This is a genomic window from Bifidobacterium miconis (genome assembly GCF_019331735.1).
Lineage (GTDB): Bacteria > Actinomycetota > Actinomycetes > Actinomycetales > Bifidobacteriaceae > Bifidobacterium > Bifidobacterium miconis.
Map to the genome: position 1 here is coordinate 54,349 of NZ_JAHBBH010000016.1, position 16,041 is coordinate 70,389.

General features: G+C 62.8%; 10 protein-coding genes and 1 tRNA gene. 5 read left to right on the forward strand and 6 right to left on the reverse strand.

Annotation, left to right across the window (positions count from 1 at the left end):
- Nucleotides 1-10: 10 nt before the first annotated feature.
- The 3 genes from KIH79_RS07055 to KIH79_RS07065 form a co-directional block, all read right to left on the reverse strand.
- Nucleotides 11-2,131: a DUF4037 domain-containing protein gene (locus KIH79_RS07055; protein WP_219058774.1), complete on the reverse strand. Its 2,121-nt coding sequence runs from the start codon at nt 2,129-2,131 to the stop codon at nt 11-13.
- A 136-nt stretch (nt 2,132-2,267) separates the two neighbouring features.
- Entirely contained in the window at nt 2,268-3,455 is a 1,188-nt protein-coding gene (locus KIH79_RS07060) for an MFS transporter (RefSeq protein WP_219058775.1), read from the reverse strand.
- A 192-nt stretch (nt 3,456-3,647) separates the two neighbouring features.
- On the reverse strand, nt 3,648-5,261 hold the full coding sequence (locus KIH79_RS07065) for a type 2 periplasmic-binding domain-containing protein (protein WP_219058776.1): 1,614 nt from the start codon (nt 5,259-5,261) through the stop codon (nt 3,648-3,650).
- Between the two features lie 368 nt (nt 5,262-5,629).
- Here KIH79_RS07065 and KIH79_RS07070 point away from each other — a divergent pair, with 368 nt between their 5' ends.
- Entirely contained in the window at nt 5,630-8,020 is a 2,391-nt protein-coding gene (locus KIH79_RS07070; RefSeq protein WP_219058777.1) for a glycosyl hydrolase family 95 catalytic domain-containing protein, read from the forward strand.
- 7 nt (nt 8,021-8,027) lie between these two features.
- On the opposite strand, the gene KIH79_RS07075 is transcribed toward KIH79_RS07070, so the two are convergent.
- A complete protein-coding gene (locus KIH79_RS07075; protein WP_219058778.1) occupies nt 8,028-9,053 on the reverse strand; it encodes a LacI family DNA-binding transcriptional regulator in 1,026 nt (341 codons plus the stop codon).
- 91 nt (nt 9,054-9,144) lie between these two features.
- Nucleotides 9,145-9,218 (reverse strand) — tRNA-Pro (locus KIH79_RS07080).
- 114 nt (nt 9,219-9,332) lie between these two features.
- Between KIH79_RS07080 and lysS the strand changes: the two genes are divergently transcribed.
- From lysS to KIH79_RS07100, 4 genes are all read left to right on the forward strand, one after another.
- Nucleotides 9,333-11,012: a lysine--tRNA ligase gene (gene lysS, locus KIH79_RS07085; protein ID WP_219058779.1), complete on the forward strand. Its 1,680-nt coding sequence runs from the start codon at nt 9,333-9,335 to the stop codon at nt 11,010-11,012.
- A gap of 447 nt (nt 11,013-11,459) precedes the next feature.
- The gene (locus KIH79_RS07090) at nt 11,460-12,620 is read left to right on the forward strand and encodes an MFS transporter (protein WP_236023681.1); all 1,161 of its coding nucleotides are present in this window, start codon (nt 11,460-11,462) and stop codon (nt 12,618-12,620) included.
- 405 nt (nt 12,621-13,025) lie between these two features.
- Entirely contained in the window at nt 13,026-14,069 is a 1,044-nt protein-coding gene (gene menA, locus KIH79_RS07095) for a 1,4-dihydroxy-2-naphthoate octaprenyltransferase (RefSeq protein WP_236023679.1), read from the forward strand.
- Nucleotides 14,070-14,254: 185 nt separating this feature from the next.
- Nucleotides 14,255-14,995, forward strand: a complete 741-nt coding sequence (locus tag KIH79_RS07100) for a phosphoglyceromutase (protein WP_219058781.1) — start codon at nt 14,255-14,257, stop codon at nt 14,993-14,995.
- Nucleotides 14,996-15,169: 174 nt separating this feature from the next.
- Here KIH79_RS07100 and phoU read toward each other — a convergent pair whose 3' ends face one another.
- Nucleotides 15,170-15,850 carry a phosphate signaling complex protein PhoU gene (gene phoU / locus KIH79_RS07105; RefSeq protein WP_219058782.1) on the reverse strand — a complete coding sequence of 227 codons (681 nt, stop codon included), beginning with the start codon at nt 15,848-15,850 and terminating at the stop codon, nt 15,170-15,172.
- Nucleotides 15,851-16,041 lie beyond the last annotated feature (191 nt).

A 16,041-nucleotide genomic window follows, 5' to 3' on the forward strand; every position in this document is an offset into this window, starting at 1 on the left:
TCCGATCCTGTTACAGCGAGCGCAGGCACGCTGCGGGGCTCTGGATATGCTCCTCGACGTACGGGCGCTGCCATTCGAGGAACGTGTCGTCGCTGCGCGTCAGACCCTCGCGCTTCAGCTCGGCCACGACCTCGCCGCAGATCCGTTCGATGGTCTCGTTGACCTGAGCCGCGACCGGCGCGGCGCCGCGCCCGCCCTCGCCGAACCCGGCCCCGCCATAGCAGGCCGCCGAGCTTAGGCGCAGCAGCGATTCCAGCTGCTCGCACACGTCCGCCAGACGCGTCGCCACGCGGGCGCTCAACCGGCGCAGCGCGGCGAACCGCCACTTGTAATACGGCAGATAACCGACCGTCACCGGCTTGTTCATCAGATACACGAGCGAGGCGGCCGCATCCGCGAATTCGCCGATCGACAGCCATGCGGCCGCGCCGTCGCCGCGTTCCAACATGCGCGGCACGTTGTACTGGCCGGCCTGCGCCATCATGCCGAGACGGCGCGAAATCAGCGACAGCCGCACATCGTCGGGCATGAACTTGAACGCCTGACGCGCGGCCGAAAACGCGCCCAACGGGTCGGCGAACACCTCGCCGTTCGTCGCGGCCGCCAGCGTCGGCTCGTCCAGCATCAGCCATTCGTGCGGGCGGTCGGCCGCCGGGGCCTCGCGATAGCCAGTGATCGACGCGAAGAAGTCGCCGATCGCGAACACGCCGTCACGCCGTCCAGCGCCCTGCGCGCGCGGCGTTGCCGTACCGCCGGCGGCGTCGGCTCGTGCATATCCCATGAACTCGTGCGGCAGCGCGTCGTAATCGGCTTGCAGGCGCTCGCCGATCGCCGTGTAATCCTCATCGGTGAGCCACAGGCAGAAGCGCGGGCCGAAATCGTGATCCTGTGAGATCGCGTCGTCGAAGCCGTAGCATTCCGACCCGTGGCCGACCAAACCTGCGGCGATGCGTCCCTGATATTCCGGGTATTTCGCCGCGATCATCGGCTTGCCGACCTCGTTCCAGTACGCGCGCGCCAGCTTCAGCCCCGACATGCGCGGGCGGGCGGAGACGTTGCCCGGAGCGGTTACCAGGGCCGTTTCGCCGCTCGATCCGGCGTTGGAAGCCGCAGACGACGACCCGTCGCCTGCTCCGGCGGAAGCGACGTCGACCCCCGCCTGCCGTGCCGCGTCCTCGACCTGCCTGAGATTCGCCTCGGTGATACGGTAATAATCGGTGTCGCGCCCGTAGCATTCCTCGATCACCGCCAGCGACCGGCGATACAGGTCAACCGCGCGCGCGAAATCGCCGGCCGCATAGCGCACCTGCGCATAGCCGGCCAGCGCCGACGCGTAGTGCGCGCTGTGCTCGAGATGCCCGTTGCGGTAGATGTCGAGCGCGCGGGCCGCATGCGCGTCGGCCTCGTCGAGCTTGTGCTCTCCGAGCAGCGTGAGTGCGAGATTGGTGTTCGTGGACGCGACGTCGAGGTCCGCGCTCGCGTCCGGGCTGGACGATTCGAGGATGCCCAGCGCTTCGCGCAGCTCCGCTTCTGCCTGCGGCAGACGGTCCGTTTCGCTGTAGAGCATGGACAGGTTGTTGTGCAGCGCGGCGAGCCGGCGGTCGGTGGGGGAGAGGGTTTGTTTGGCCGAGTCGAGCGCCATGTGGTAGAGCTCTTCGGCCTGATCGTAGTTGTGGGCCGCGCGCTGGCCGGTGGCCGCGTTGATGAGCGTGGTCGTCCACGCCTCCGTGCCCTCGAGGCCCATTTTCGCGGCGAGCTCCAGCGCCCGCTGGATGATCCACTGGTTTTCCTTGTGCTTGCCCTGCGAACGGTAGAAGCCCATCGTCTCGTTGAGCACGGTGAGCAGACCCGCGTTGTCGCCGGCGTTCTCCGCGTCCACGGCCGCCTGTTCAAGATACGGTCCGGCCTTGGTGGCGGCCTCATGCGCGTCGAAGATCGCGTCGAGTCCGGCGAGGAACTCGTTCACGTCGAAATGCGCCGGTCGATCGGCGTTATCGTCGACGCCATCGTCCTGCGCGTCTCCGTTGTCCGCAACGTCCGCGTCGGTCTCGTCATCCGCGCCATCCATGTCATTTGCGTTGCCGAACCCGCCGAACGCCTCCAAACGGCGCAACAGTTCGTCGTCATTCATAAACAGCCTCCTTGCCGGATCGCACTGTGTTCCAGTGTACGGGCAAGAAGGCTGCGGGCGGACTGTGTCCGGTGTGATATTGCTGACGGCTCAGCTCGTGTGGGGCCGGATCGTGCACGGATCGTGCGTCGAAGCGTCACACCTCGACCGGGCGCATGCGTTCGAACGCGTCCGTGTGCGTTTCCCAGCGCAGCGAGTAGAAGGTGAGTAGTGCGACGGCGAGGATGCCGAGCGGCAGGCCGCCGAGGCCGGTGAACCGGTAGTTCATCGAGAACGTGGTGAGCATCGCGCCGCCGACGACCGAGCCGACCGCGTTGCCGAAATTGAACGCCACCTGCACGGCCGCGCCCGCGATCAGTTCGCCGCCGCCCTGGCCTGCTTCGGTCATGAGCAGCTGCTGCGGCGCGGAGATGAAGAACAGGCCGAACGCGATCCAGAACGTGAGCAGCGCGCTGGTGAACTGGTTGCCGGGCAGGGTGAGCACCATGAGCAGGCCGAGGCAGGAGATCGCCTGTCCGAGCGCGGCGGTGCCGGCGTGGCGCCAGCGGTCGGTGATCTGCCCGCCGATCAGGCCGCCCACGACCATGCCGAAGCCGGCGAGCATCATCATCATGGGCACGAGCGCGCTCGGCCAGCCTCCGGTCTTCTGCAGCCACGGGGAGACATAGCTCCACCAGCAGAACACGCCCGCGTTGCCGGTGAACACGGCCGCGAGGATGATCCACGGGCCGGGCTTGGTGAGGAAGCGGAACTGGCCGCGAATGCCCGCGTCCTTGATGGGCGCCACGAACGGGATCCATGCGACCGTGAGCGCGATCGTCATCGCGGCCCACGCGGCGAGGATGCCGAACGCGAGGCGCCACGAGAGGAATTCGGCCATGAGCGTGCCGGCGGGCACGCCGAGCATGTTCGCGACGGTCTGGCCGGTCACCATCATGGAGACGGCCTGCGCCTCCTTGCCCTTGTCGGCGAGCGTTTTGGCGATGAGCGTCGCGGTGCCGAAGAACGCGCCGTGCGGCAGGCCTGAGATGAAGCGCGCGACGATGAGCATGGTCGCGTTGACGGACAGCGCGGACATCGCGTTGCCGACGAGCGCGATCGCCATGAACAGGATGATGAGGTTCTTCGGCGGCACCTTACGGCCGAAGACGAGGATGAGCGTGCCGATGCACACGCCGATCGCGTAGGCGGAGATGTAGTGGCCGGCGGTGGGGATGTCGACGTTGGTGGCTGCCGCGGCCTGCGGCAGGATGCCCATCATCACGAATTCGGCGGCGCCGAGGATGAACGCGCCGGCGGCCAGCGCGAGCAGACTTTTCTTCATGGTTGGCTTCTCCAGAAAACATCACGCGATTATCGTCAGCATTTTGTGCGATGATTGCACAAAATCGTCATCTGATTATCTAACGTAGCGTCGGACATGCCTCTCTTGGTGAAGTTACAAGCGTATTCGTGCTGAGTGCCCTGCGGTCAATATTGATGAACCATTGGCTGCAGAGCACTGACACGGTTGCGGTCAATTCTTGTAGAACTGTGAGAAATCGCCGATTTCGCTCTTGGCCTTGTCATAGTACTTTTGCCAGATGGCGTTGTTCTCGTCTATGCCGAGCCCGGTGACTTGCTTGACGTATTCGTCCCATTGCGCATCGGTGACGCCCTTGGCGATCCAGGAGGCCAGCTTTGGAATTGCATAGTCGAGGATTTGCGTGTTGTTATTGGATACGGTGACCTGATCGGTTGCGTCGCTAAGAATCACGTAGATCGGCATGTACTGGGCATCGAGGTCGATATTGGCGTATTGCTCGTCGTACGCCTTGTCGTCGTTGATCACGCTCTGCATTTCAGGGGAGGTGATCGTGTCGTCAGGGCGCAGCCAGTATGCGCCGTCGTGGGCGGCGACTCGCTGTCCTTGCTTGGTCAGGTCGAAAACCTTTTCGGATTGTGTGTACTGGTGATCGCCGTCCTTGGTCACGTATTCGGGAATGTTGCCGTAGAACTGTTCGATCGAGGTCTCACGGTCATAGAGTGCGTTGACGATCTTCCAGATGTTGGCGCTTTTTGCGCTGTCGTTGGCGGCGGCTTTGCTGACGGTGAGACGTGCGGGGTTGTACTGCTGATAGTCGGCGTTCCAGTCCCAAACGGGAGTGACTCCGTCTTCGCTGGCGGGCACGGGCATGGCGACATATTCGTCGGCCAGCGTTCCGAATGCCGATGTGTCCCATCCGAAGGCGACACCCACGATCGCGGTGCCGTTGTCTCCGCCGTTGCGGGCATCGGTCTTGGTGTCGTCGGTCAAGGCATCCTGAGGAATGAGTTGATCCTCGTACAGCGTGTGGTAATACTCAATCACTTGACGGTAGCGTTCGTCCGTCAGAAAGTTCTTCACGGTACCGTCTTCAAGATAGATTCCCTGCTGGGAGGGGCCGGATGACGAGAACGATGTGAGCAGCCCCGTGGAGTTCAGCAGTAGCATGGGGCTGTACCAGCCGAATCCGTCCGTGTTGATCTTGGTGACGTTCATGGGTATTTCGTCGGCCTTGCCATTGCCGTTCGGATCCTGCGTCTTGAACGCTTTGAGTACGTCGAGCAGTTCATTCCAGGTGGTGGGGATCTCAAGTCCCAGCTTGTCCAGCCACGTCTTGTTGATCATCATGTGGTCGCCGGACTGGTTGGGCACGGTGTGTTTGGAAGGAATGCCGAGGATGGTACCGTCTTCGGAAGTGGCGATGGCTTTCGCCAGTTTGTCCTCGGTGAGAAACTCCTTGACGTTGGGCATGTCATCGAGGTGAGGGGCGAGATCGGCGAAGAAATCGGAGAACTGCCGGGTGTCTGCGGCGCCGAATCCTCGAATGGTGATGTCGGGCACGGTACCCGAGTTCAGCATGGCCGGACGTTGCTGTCCCCATGCGTTTCCTTCTACGCGGGACCATTTGATGGTGCATCCGCATGCTTTTTCGACCCGGCTGACCCAATCCAGATCCTTAAAAGCGGATAGCTGTGGAGTGGGGGATGCGTACAGCACCTCGATGGTGGAGTTGTTCCCGCCGGCGTTCGAGGTTCCGCAACCGGCGATCAGTGCCAGTGCCGCGAGTGCTGATATGACTGCGTTGATTCGCGTATGCGCCTTCATGGTTTCTTCTTCCTTGTGTTGTTTGACATCCTTGTCTGGCGTCTATCCGCGCACATGTACGGAGTTGACATGACGTGCGAAGCGATGGCTTTTTTACTTGACCTGTGGCGGATCGCGTCGCAGGTCAAGCATACGATGAACGAATAATTCTTGTCAAGTAGAGAATTTATCTTCGTGCGTTCAATGATAAATGTGGGATGAGAGTGGCTTTATTTCAGTGATTGCATACATGCAAAGGCCTGTTGATTGGCGTGTTGCTGTTGGTGTATTGATATATAGTGTAATCCTGTTGATGGAAGGTAGCGAATGTTTCGTTACTTAAGATGCGGCGCAAGATGCCGCACGGCAGACGCGAAGGAGCATGGCTGATGATCGCTTTCAACACTCCTGCAAGGCAATGGCATGAAGGGCTTCCCATCGGCAATGGTCATCTGGGTGCCATGGTGCTCAATGATCCGCATGGCGACACGCTGTGGATCAACGATGACGAGCTATGGTCGGGATTCCCGCATACGGCCGAGGAAGAGTCGGAGGGCATTACCCCGCAGCTGGTCGAACGTGTGCGGGACGAGGCGAAGCAAGGGCATTATGTCGTCGCCTCGGAGATGCTTGCGGATGCGACTCGTGGTTGTGAAGATACGCAGATGTACGAGCCGTTCGGAAAGATCGACATTTCCATGGTTCATGAGGGAACGGCGGACGAGGCGGATCCGAAGGTCGACCGTTCTCTGGATTTGGGCACGGCGATCGTTTCGGCGCGATACCGTTGGGATGACGGTCGATCGACGAGGATTGAGACGTTTGTCAGCGCGCCGGGTGATGCGCTGGTCTATCGCATCGAATCCACCTATGCAATGAACGTGACAATCGGTTCTTCGGACGGTTTTCTTACCGGAGCCTCTGCGATCGTTGCCGGGCCTCTGCGGGGGATTCTCGAATTGACGGGGCAATGCCCGGGCCGTCACGTTCCGGATGCGGATGCTCCGGGCAAGGGAGGCGGCGATGATTACCGTGGAGTCGGCATGGGGTATGCCGGACTGTTGCGAGTGCAGCTGGACCACGGTTCAGTGGAGGCCGATGATCGAGGGCGACTGCATTGCTTCGGTGCGACCTGCGTGACGATGACGTTGCGTACCCGCAGCGGATGGCGTGGTTCTGACCATATGCCTGAGCATGACTCGTCGGTGGTGTTGGCGTCGCTGTGCGGCGACGGTGAGAAGGATGCGTGGCCGACTCGCGGCGAGTATGAACGTCTTCGCGCCGAGCATGTCGACGATTACCGTCGTCTGTATGATCGGGTGAGTCTGCGCCTTGATCCGGATTCGCTCGATGACGATCGGAGATGGGATATGCATCGGCGGTTGCAGGCCGTCGCGAACGGGGATCGTGCGGTAGCCCGGCATCTGGTCTGTGACATGTTCGACTATGGACGATACCTGTTGATCTCCTCATCTCGTCCCGGTACGCAAGCCGCCAACCTGCAGGGCATCTGGAACAAGGACAAGATACCCGCGTGGTACTGCGACTACACCACCAATATCAACGTGCAGATGAACTACTGGCTGACCGGTCCCTGCGCCCTTCCGGAACTGATCGAACCGTTGGTTCGCATGAACCTTGAACTGCTGGATAATGGCCGTACGACAGCTCGACGGTGCTTCGGAGTTTCCGGGTCTGCGGTGTTTCACAATGTCGATCTGTGGAGAAAAGCCACGGCGGCCAAAGGGGATCCCTCATGGGCGTATTGGCCATTTGGCCAAGCGTGGATGTGCCGCAATCTGTTCGACCAGTACCTGTTCACTCGTGATCTGGACTATCTGCGTATGATCTGGCCGATTATGTGCGATAGTGTGCGATTCTGCTTAGGCGTGTTGTCTGAAACTGACCGAGGGTTGGCGGTGTGTCCTGCCACATCTCCTGAAAATCTGTTTATGTCGGAGGGGAAAGCGTGCTCCGTGTCGTATTACAGTGAGAACACGCTGGCCATTGTTCGCAACTTGTTCCGAGACTTTCTGTCGGGCGCTGGCGATCTTGAGGATGCTGGGAACGGGGAGCTTCCCGTTGGGGAACGGAGACTGGTTGATGATGTGCGTTCCGTGATCGGTCGCATCGTGCCGACGAGAATCGGCGCTGATGGCCGAGTGATGGAATGGAACGAGAGTTTCGACGAACAGGATCGCCAGCATCGGCATATGTCTCATCTTTATGAACTGCATCCTGGCACTGGCATTACTCGTGCCACTCCCCGATTGGCTGATGCGGCGCGTCGCTCGCTGCAAGTCAGGGGCGACGAAGGCACCGGATGGAGTTTGGCGTGGCGTCTGATCATGTGGGCTCGACTGGGTGACGGCGGTCATGCTGAATTGTTGATCGATCGATTCTTGCGGCTGGTTGATCCCGATGCGGCGATGGGAGTGCGCAACGGCGGCGTGTATGCCAACGGATTATGCGCTCATCCGCCGTTCCAGATCGATGGCAACTTCGGTTTTACCGCCGCTGTGGCGGAGATGCTCGTGCAGAGCCATGACGGTGCGGTGACGCTATTGCCGGCGATTCCGGATGACTGGGAAGCGGGAGAGGTTCGGGGGCTGCGGGCGAGGGGAGGAGTCGCGGTTTCGATGCGATGGCGGGATGGCCGGGTCGAATGTTCGCTTGAATCCGATCGTCGCCAGCACGTGCTCGTCAGAGTTGGCGGCAAGACCCGTGACCTGCTGTTGGAACCCGGCAGGACGGAGGGACTCTGCGCCGTATTTCGCTGATTCCGTGTCAGGAGGCAATGCCGGCGGGCAATGGTTCGCCGGTGCTGTCTCGGACTACCAGATTCACCGGCAGCACGACATGTCGGTCCGTGATCTCGCCTTCGCGGGCGGATCGGATCAGATCGATCGATTTGGCGGCCATGACGTCGAACGGCTGGTTCACTGAAGTCAGTCCTGCACCCAGATATGGTGCCGGAAACGTGTTGTCGAAACCGACTACGGATAGGTCATCGGGAATATTCAGACCGAGCTCCGCAGCGGCCTGATAGATGCCCACGGCCATGAGATCGCTCAGCGCGAAGATTGCGGTTGGGCGGTTGGGCATGGTCAGCAGGGAGTATGCCGCGTCATGTCCCTGTTCCGGTTGCCAGTTGCCGGTTCGGATAAGCGCGCGATCGAGCTTGATGCCGGACTCTCGCAGCGCGTGTTCGTATCCGGCTGCTCGAGAAGCTGAGGAGAGGGCGAAATCGGGGCCGGTGATCATCGCGATGCGACGATGGCCCAGCGCGATGAGGTGACGGGTCGCTGCCAACCCGCCGGTCCAGTTGTCGATGTTGACGCTGAGATCTTCGTCGGGGATCTCTCCGACCGGATCAATGATCACGAATGGGATGGAGCGTGCCCGAAGCGTGTGTCGGGCCGTCTGCGATGCGTCGGACAGCAGCAGCACCACCCCGTACGGGTTCTTCTCGATAACCTGTGCCAGATTGTCGTCTTCGGCATGCGAGCCGAGTTCCGTCACTCCCACGCCCATGCCGTTGGCCTGCGCCTGAGGCAGCAGCTCCTGCAGCAGCGCCACCGCGCCGTCGTTGGACAGTTTGCGTACGACAAGCTCGATGGATCGCGAGATGCGGGTGGAGACGAGTTTTTTGGCGTATCCCACATCCTTGAGTGTTTTTTCCACGCGTCGACGAGTGGCTTCCGACATGCCGGAACGGCCATTGATTACCTTGGAAACGGTTGATGGCGATGTATGGGCGAGCTTGGCTATGTCTGCGACCTTCAGCTGAGCGGCACCGCGTTCCCATTCCATCGTATGCACTCCTTGTCGAACGATAGGCATCGTTGCCATCAAGGATAATAAAAAACCGGATTGTCGATCTCTCGGCAATCCGGTTCCGTTGTCGGGCTGGCGGGATTTGAACCCGCGGCCTCTTCGTCCCGAACGAAGCGCGCTACCAAGCTGCGCTACAGCCCGTTTGGCAACGTCCGCTATATTACATGCTCCGGGTCGAGAGTCAAACTTCGGCGTGTCGCGCCGAAATCCGCTGATTTCCGGTCGTGTATCGCCCGCTCGCTACACTGTGGGATTATGTGCGAAACCCAAGAATCCCAAGCAAATGAGGAAGAAAACGCCGCGCCCGCGATGACCACGGTCGAGCGCGCGGAGATGCTGCTCAAGCAGGACGAGACCATCCGAGAGAAGATCAAGTCCGGCGCCACGCTGGACGAGGCGGTCGACCCGTCCAACAAGGAGTTCGGCCCGCTCGCGCACCCGGAGCAGGTGCAGATGCGCGTCGCCAAGCGCGCGATGATGCTCGAGGCGGGCATCGCCCCGTATCCGGTGCATCTCGACGTGGACCACACGATCGAAGAGGTGCGCGCCAAGTACGACGGCAAGCTCGAGCCCGGTCAGGAGACCGAGGACATGGTCGGCATCGCCGGCCGCGTGCTGTTCCTGCGCAACGCGGGCGGCCTGTGCTTTGTGCAGCTGTCCGCCGGCGACGGCACCAAGATCCAGGGCATGATCTCCAAGAAGGAGATCGGCGCCGATTCCATCAAGCAGTTCAAGCAGCTCGTCGATCTCGGCGACCACCTGTACCTGCGCGGCCGCGTGATCGCGTCCAAGACGGGCGAGCTGTCCGTGTTCGCGACCGAATGGGCGATCGCCTCCAAGGCCCTGCAGCCGCTGCCGGCCCTGCACAAGGACCTCAACGAGGACACCCGCACCCGCAAGCCGTACATCGGCATGATCGCGGACGAGAAGATCCGCAACATGGTGCGCAACCGTTCCAAGGCCGTCGCCTCGCTGCGCCGCACCTTCGACGACCACGACTTCATCGAGGTTGAGACCCCGATGCTGCAGACCGTGCACGGCGGCGCCGCGGCCCGCCCGTTCACCACGCACATGAACGCGTTCGACCTGGACCTCTACTTGCGCATCGCGCCGGAACTGTTCCTCAAGCGCTGTCTGGTCGGCGGCATCGACCGCGTGTTCGAGATCAACCGCGACTTCCGCAACGAGGGCGTCGACGCGACGCACGCGCCGGAGTTCACGATGGTCGAGGCGTATCAGGCGTACGGCACGTACGACACGATCGGCGCGCTCGTCAAGGAGCTTGTGCAGAAGACCGCGATGGACGTGTACGGCTCGCACAAGGTCACGCTGCTCGACGGCACCGAGTACGACTTCGGCGGCGAGTGGAAGCAGATCAGCATGTACGATTCGCTGTCCGAGGCTCTCGGCGAGGAGATCGTGCCGAACGGCGGCCCGGAGCACCCGGGCACGTCCGTGGAGCATCTGGGCGAGATCGCCGACAAGCTCGGCGTGGAGCGCGACGACGTGGAAAACCACGGCAAGCTCGTCGAGCACCTGTGGGAGCACTTCTACGAGGACAAGCTCTACGAGCCGACCTTCGTGCGCGACTTCCCGGTCGAGACCAGCCCGCTCGTCAAGGGCCACCGCTCCAAGCCGGGCGTGGTCGAGAAGTGGGACCTCTACGTGCGCGGCTTCGAGTTGGCCACCGGCTACTCCGAGCTCAACGACCCGGTCGTGCAGCGCGAGCGTTTCGTCGCGCAGGCGAAGGACGCGATGGCCGGCGACGAGGAGGCCTGCGACATCGACGAGGACTTCCTCGAGGCGCTGGGCGTCGGCATGCCGCCGGCGGGCGGCATGGGCATGGGCATCGACCGACTGCTCATCGCCCTGACCGGCGCGACGATCCGTGAGACGATCACGTTCCCGCTCGTCAAGCCGATCGCGCTGAACTGATTGTGCCGTTCGCGGTCGCACGCTGATGATGATGCGTGACGCCGCGCATGATGAGGCCGCGGATGCGGCGGGTTGCGTCCCGTTGCGCCCGCGGCTTTTTTGTTTCTTGCGATGATCGCTGATCGCTGAAAGGTTGACGGGCGTTCGTGCGCTGCGCGGCGTACGACGTGCGGACGGCGACGCTGGCGTGTCGTGACCGGGGTTAGCATTACCATCGTTAATCAATTAAGGGCGTTACTCAGCGTTGCTCGTCGCCGATCGCGCGACTCACTGCAGAGGCGTTACCGGGCGGAACGGCGGATCGTTCCGCACCACGGCAATACGAGCAAAGCAGAGAAAGAACCCAACGCCATGACCTCCAAGTCTCCCGCGCCCCGGAACGCGTCGGCGCAGAACGCCCAGCCCGACAAGCTCGGCAGCGCGCCCTTCGCCGTCCTCGTGCCCGTCATGATGTCCTTCTTCGTGATGGGCTTCGTCGACCTCGTCGGCACCGCCTCCAACTACGTGCAGTCCGATTTCGGTCTGTCCGACTCGGTGAGCAACATCTTCACCACCATGACCTTCTTCTGGTTCCTGGTGCTCTCCGTGCCGGCCGGCATGCTCATGAACCGCATCGGCCGTCGCATGACCGTGCTCGTCGCCATCGCGATCACCGCGCTCGGCTGCCTGCTGCCGATCATCGGCTACCTCATCCCGGCCGCGACCGCACAGCTTGTGTTCGTCGTCGCCTCCTTCTGCCTGCTCGGCATCGGCAACACGTTCATGCAGGTCTCGCTCAACCCGCTCGTCGGCAACCTCGCGCACGACGAAAAGCTCGCCGGCATGCTCACCTTCGGCCAGTTCGTCAAGGCCATCGCCTCGTTCATCGCGCCGCTCATCGCCGGCTGGGCCGCCACCACGTTCGGCAAGTGGTGGCTGCTCTACCCGATCTACCTCGTGTGCGCGATCCTCGCGTTCGTGATGCTCTCCCTCGACGACATCAAGGAAAACGCGCCCGATTCCGGCAAGACCAGCGTGCTCGGCTGCTTCGCGCTGCTCAAGAACCCCGTGATCGTGCTGTGCTTCCTCGGCATCGTGTGCCACGTGGGCGTGGACGTCGGCATCAACGCCACCGCGCCGAAGATCCTCATGGAGCATTCGAACATGGGCATCGAGGTCGCCGGCGGCGCCACCAGCGTCTACTTCGCGTTCCGCACCCTGAGCTGCCTGTCCGGATCCGTGCTGCTCCAGAAGTTCACCCGCAAGCAGATCCTGCGCGGCTGTGGCGCGCTCATGGCGCTCTCCTCGCTGTGCTTCATCCTGTTCGCCGCCGTTGACGGCATGCCCGTGTGGCTCGCCTACGCCGGCCTCGCCTTCGTGGGCATGGGCAATGCGAACGTGTTCTCGATCATGCTCACCACCGGCCTGCTGCACCTGCCGGAACGCCAGAACGAGGTCTCCGGACTCATGATGATCGGCTTGATCGGCGGCGCGATCTTCCCGCCGCTCATGGGCCTCGCCTCCGACGCGATGGGCATGCAGCTCGGCGCGATCCTCGTGATGACCGTCGGCGTCGCCTACGTGGCGCTGCTCAGCATCTTCTTCAAGTCCTACGGCTCCACCCGCTGATTGATCCCGGCGGCTGCGCGGCCGTGGACAAACTAATAGATAGGCCATAGATAAGCCATAGGCCGTACGGGGCCCTTCTTTCCATGCGAGGAAGGGCCCCGTCGTATATCATTGCGAGGCTGGTTTGCGACGGTCCGGCTGAATTGCCCCGCTGAGATGCCTCTGAGCGGGGTGCTTTGCCGAAGGCATGTCGGTTTTCCCTCGCGTACTGGTCCTAGGCGGGGTGATCCGGTTGGCTCGTCGGCGGAATGCCTCGCTGACGGGTCTCTCCGCGAGGCAAAACGGCGATGGTCCATCCATGTTGCCGCGGAACCGGCATCGCGGAACCGGTCGCAAGACGATCTGAGCAATCCCGATCCGGCTTGCATCGGAACCGCTTCATCGCCGCCGACTATGCTGACAGGCATGACAGAACGTGCGAACACGCAGAACACCATGGCGGCTGATTGGAAACTGTGGATCGCCGGAACCAGGCCCCGCACGCTGCCGGCCAGCATCGCGCCGGTCGCGGCCGGCGCGGCATGCGCGTGGGCCCATATCCGCGCGCTCGGCGTGTGCACCGAGCAGTACCCCGAACCCACCGTCTGCACGGCGAATCGCGCACTGCAATCCGCGCTGATCGGCCGATTCTGGCCGGTCGTCGTCCTGTGCGCGATCGTCGCGCTCGCCCTGCAGATCGCCGTCAACTACGCCAACGACTACTCCGACGGCATCCGCGGCACCGACGATGGCCGCAACGTCCCCGATTCGGACGACGAACCGTTCGATGCGCTGCTCGGCGAACCGCGCCCGCGCAAGCCGCAACGACTGGTCGCGTCCGGCGTGCCGGCGAAGCGGGTTCTCGCCGCCGCCGGTATCGCGGCCGGCGTCGCCTGCGTCGCCGGACTCGCAGCAATCGTCGTCTCGCACGCATGGTGGCTGCTTGCGGTCGGCGTGGCGAGTCTGATCGCCGGCTGGTTCTACACCGGCGGCAAGCACCCGTACGGATACGCCGGATTCGGCGAACTCGGCGTGTTCCTGTTCTTCGGGCTCGCCGCCGTGCTCGGCACGCAGTACGCGCTCGCCGGCACGATCGACCTGACCGGGATCCTCGTGGCCGTCTGCTGCGGACTGAACGCGATGATGCTGCTCATGGTCAACAACCTACGTGACATCGACGAGGACCAGCGGCATGGCAAACGCACGCTGGCCGTGCGGCTGGGGGAGGGGAACTCCCGCACCGTGCTCGCCGCCTGCGTCGGCGCGGAACTGCTGGTCTCGATCGTGATCGTCAGCGCGCTGTGGCCCGGCTGGGGCGTGCTGCTGATGATCTCCGGCATCGCCGTGCCGTTGCGGATGATGCGTTCCGCCGCGCGGCACGAGTTCCGCGGCGCGCTGATGGACGCCGGCTACCAGACACTGTTCTTCGCTGCGCTGATCGTGTTGTGCGTGATCGTCGGCGGCCTGTGACGGACAACCGGCCGAATCCGTTCAGCCAACGCTAACGGGCTGATGAGCGTTGGGCAATGGAGTGTTGGCCGATGAAGCGTTGGCCAATGGAGAGAAGCGGCGCGATGGAACGGCGGCGATGGATTGGGGAACAAAAGTAAGACAAACGCTCGTGTCTGGCCGCTCGGGGCGGTAGACTGGGCCGTATGACTTACAAACTAGTACTGCTCCGTCACGGACAGAGCGCATGGAACAAAACCAATCAGTTCACCGGCTGGGTCGACGTCCCGCTGACCGAGCAGGGTGAAGCCGAGGCCAAGCGCGGCGGCGAGCTGCTCAAGGAGAAGAACGTCCTTCCGGACATCGTCTTCACCTCGCTGCTGCGTCGTGCCATCAACACCGCCAACATCGCGCTGGACGCCGCGGATCGTCTGTGGATCCCGGTCGAGCGCAGCTGGCGTCTCAACGAGCGCCACTACGGCGCCCTGCAGGGCAAGAACAAGACCGAGATCCGCGAGGAGTACGGCGACGAGAAGTTCATGCTGTGGCGCCGCTCCTACGCGACCCCGCCGCCCGAGATCGACCCGAACGACCAGTACGCGCAGAACCATGACCCGCGCTACACCGGCGACCCGGTTCCGGAAGCCGAGTGCCTCGCGGACGTCGTCAAGCGCGTCGAGCCGTACTTCAAGTCCGACATCGAGCCGCAGCTCAAGGCCGGCAAGACCGTCCTGATTGCCGCCCACGGCAACTCGCTGCGCGCCATCGTCAAGATGCTCGACAACCTGACCGAGGAAGAGATCGCCAAGGTCAACATCCCGACCGCCATCCCGCTGCTGTACGAGCTTGACGACGACTTCAAGCCGATCAAGCCGCGCGGCGAGTACCTCGACCCGGAGGCCGCGGCCGCCGGTGCTGCCGCCGTCGCCGCTCAGGGCCAGAAGTGAGCCTGAGCCGTCGCTGACATACAACGGTGGGGAATCGCATTCGTGCGGTTCCCCACCGTTTTGTTTTATGCGTGTGCCGTGCGAAGAGTCGTGCCGTGCGAAGAGCCCCCCGGAAACAAAAAACCTCCCCGCACGGGGGAGGTTTTCAACGGATTCCTTGGAAACGGCCGAATCTCAGTCGAGCGCGCCGTCCTCGTCGCGGCTCGGCTCCTTGCTCGGATCGAAGCCGGAGGTGATGAACACCACGCGGCGGGCGGCGGACACGGCGTGGTCGCCGATGCGCTCCATGAAGCGGCCGAGCAGCACCACGTCGATGAGCTGCTGGTTGTTGCCGTTCCAGTTCTCCGACAGGGCCAGTTCGAACGTCTTGTGGTGCAAGGCGTCGAGCTTGTCGTCGTTGCGGATCACGCGGTCGGCGATCTTCGCGTCGCGGTCGGCCAGCATGGCCACCACGTTGTCGGCGGTCTCGTCGAGGAACTCCTGCATTTCGGTGAACAGTTCCTTCGCGTTGTCCGGCAGCGGGGACTCCGGGTAGGAGCGGCGGGCGGTTTCCGCGATGTGGCGGGCCAGATCGCCCATGCGCTCGAACGTGGAGGCCAGGCGCAGCGTGGACACGACGATGCGCAGATCGGTCGCGACCGGGGTCTGCTTGGCCAGCAGCTTGACGCACTGGTCGATGATGCTCGATTCGAGGGCGTCGATCTCGACGTCGCCGTCGATCACGGCCTGGGCCGCCTCGACATCGGTCTTCAGCAGGGCCTCGCCGGCCTCGTTGATCGCCTTGCGCACGTTCTGCGCCATGCGGTCGAGATCGTCGGCGACGGCCTTCATCTCCTCGTTAAAGATAACGCGCATTTCTCTGTACCTTCCTTTTCAAGGCTTTCTGCAACCTCTACAAGTGTATTATTCAAGCCCGGCGTTTCTCAACAACGTAGCCAAAAGCCACCGGTCGTTCAGGCAAAGTTCACGGTGTCGTTCACCGGCCATTCACCTGCGGTTCCATGGGCGTTGGGATATCGGACCGAGACCGTCCGGCGCCGGACGCG

Excerpts from the sequence above, each read along its gene's own strand:
- KIH79_RS07090 (WP_236023681.1), top strand. The coding sequence starts at position 11,460 with ATGATGTCCTTCTTCGTGATGGGCTTCGTCGACCTCGTCGGCACCGCC.
- menA (WP_236023679.1), top strand. The coding sequence starts at position 13,026 with ATGACAGAACGTGCGAACACGCAGAACACCATGGCGGCTGATTGGAAA.
- lysS (WP_219058779.1), top strand. The coding sequence starts at position 9,333 with ATGTGCGAAACCCAAGAATCCCAAGCAAATGAGGAAGAAAACGCCGCG.
- KIH79_RS07070 (WP_219058777.1), top strand. The coding sequence starts at position 5,630 with ATGATCGCTTTCAACACTCCTGCAAGGCAATGGCATGAAGGGCTTCCC.
- phoU (WP_219058782.1), bottom strand. The coding sequence starts at position 15,850 with ATGCGCGTTATCTTTAACGAGGAGATGAAGGCCGTCGCCGACGATCTC.
- KIH79_RS07060 (WP_219058775.1), bottom strand. The coding sequence starts at position 3,455 with ATGAAGAAAAGTCTGCTCGCGCTGGCCGCCGGCGCGTTCATCCTCGGC.
- KIH79_RS07100 (WP_219058781.1), top strand. The coding sequence starts at position 14,255 with ATGACTTACAAACTAGTACTGCTCCGTCACGGACAGAGCGCATGGAAC.
- KIH79_RS07065 (WP_219058776.1), bottom strand. The coding sequence starts at position 5,261 with ATGAAGGCGCATACGCGAATCAACGCAGTCATATCAGCACTCGCGGCA.
- KIH79_RS07055 (WP_219058774.1), bottom strand. The coding sequence starts at position 2,131 with ATGAATGACGACGAACTGTTGCGCCGTTTGGAGGCGTTCGGCGGGTTC.
- KIH79_RS07075 (WP_219058778.1), bottom strand. The coding sequence starts at position 9,053 with ATGGAATGGGAACGCGGTGCCGCTCAGCTGAAGGTCGCAGACATAGCC.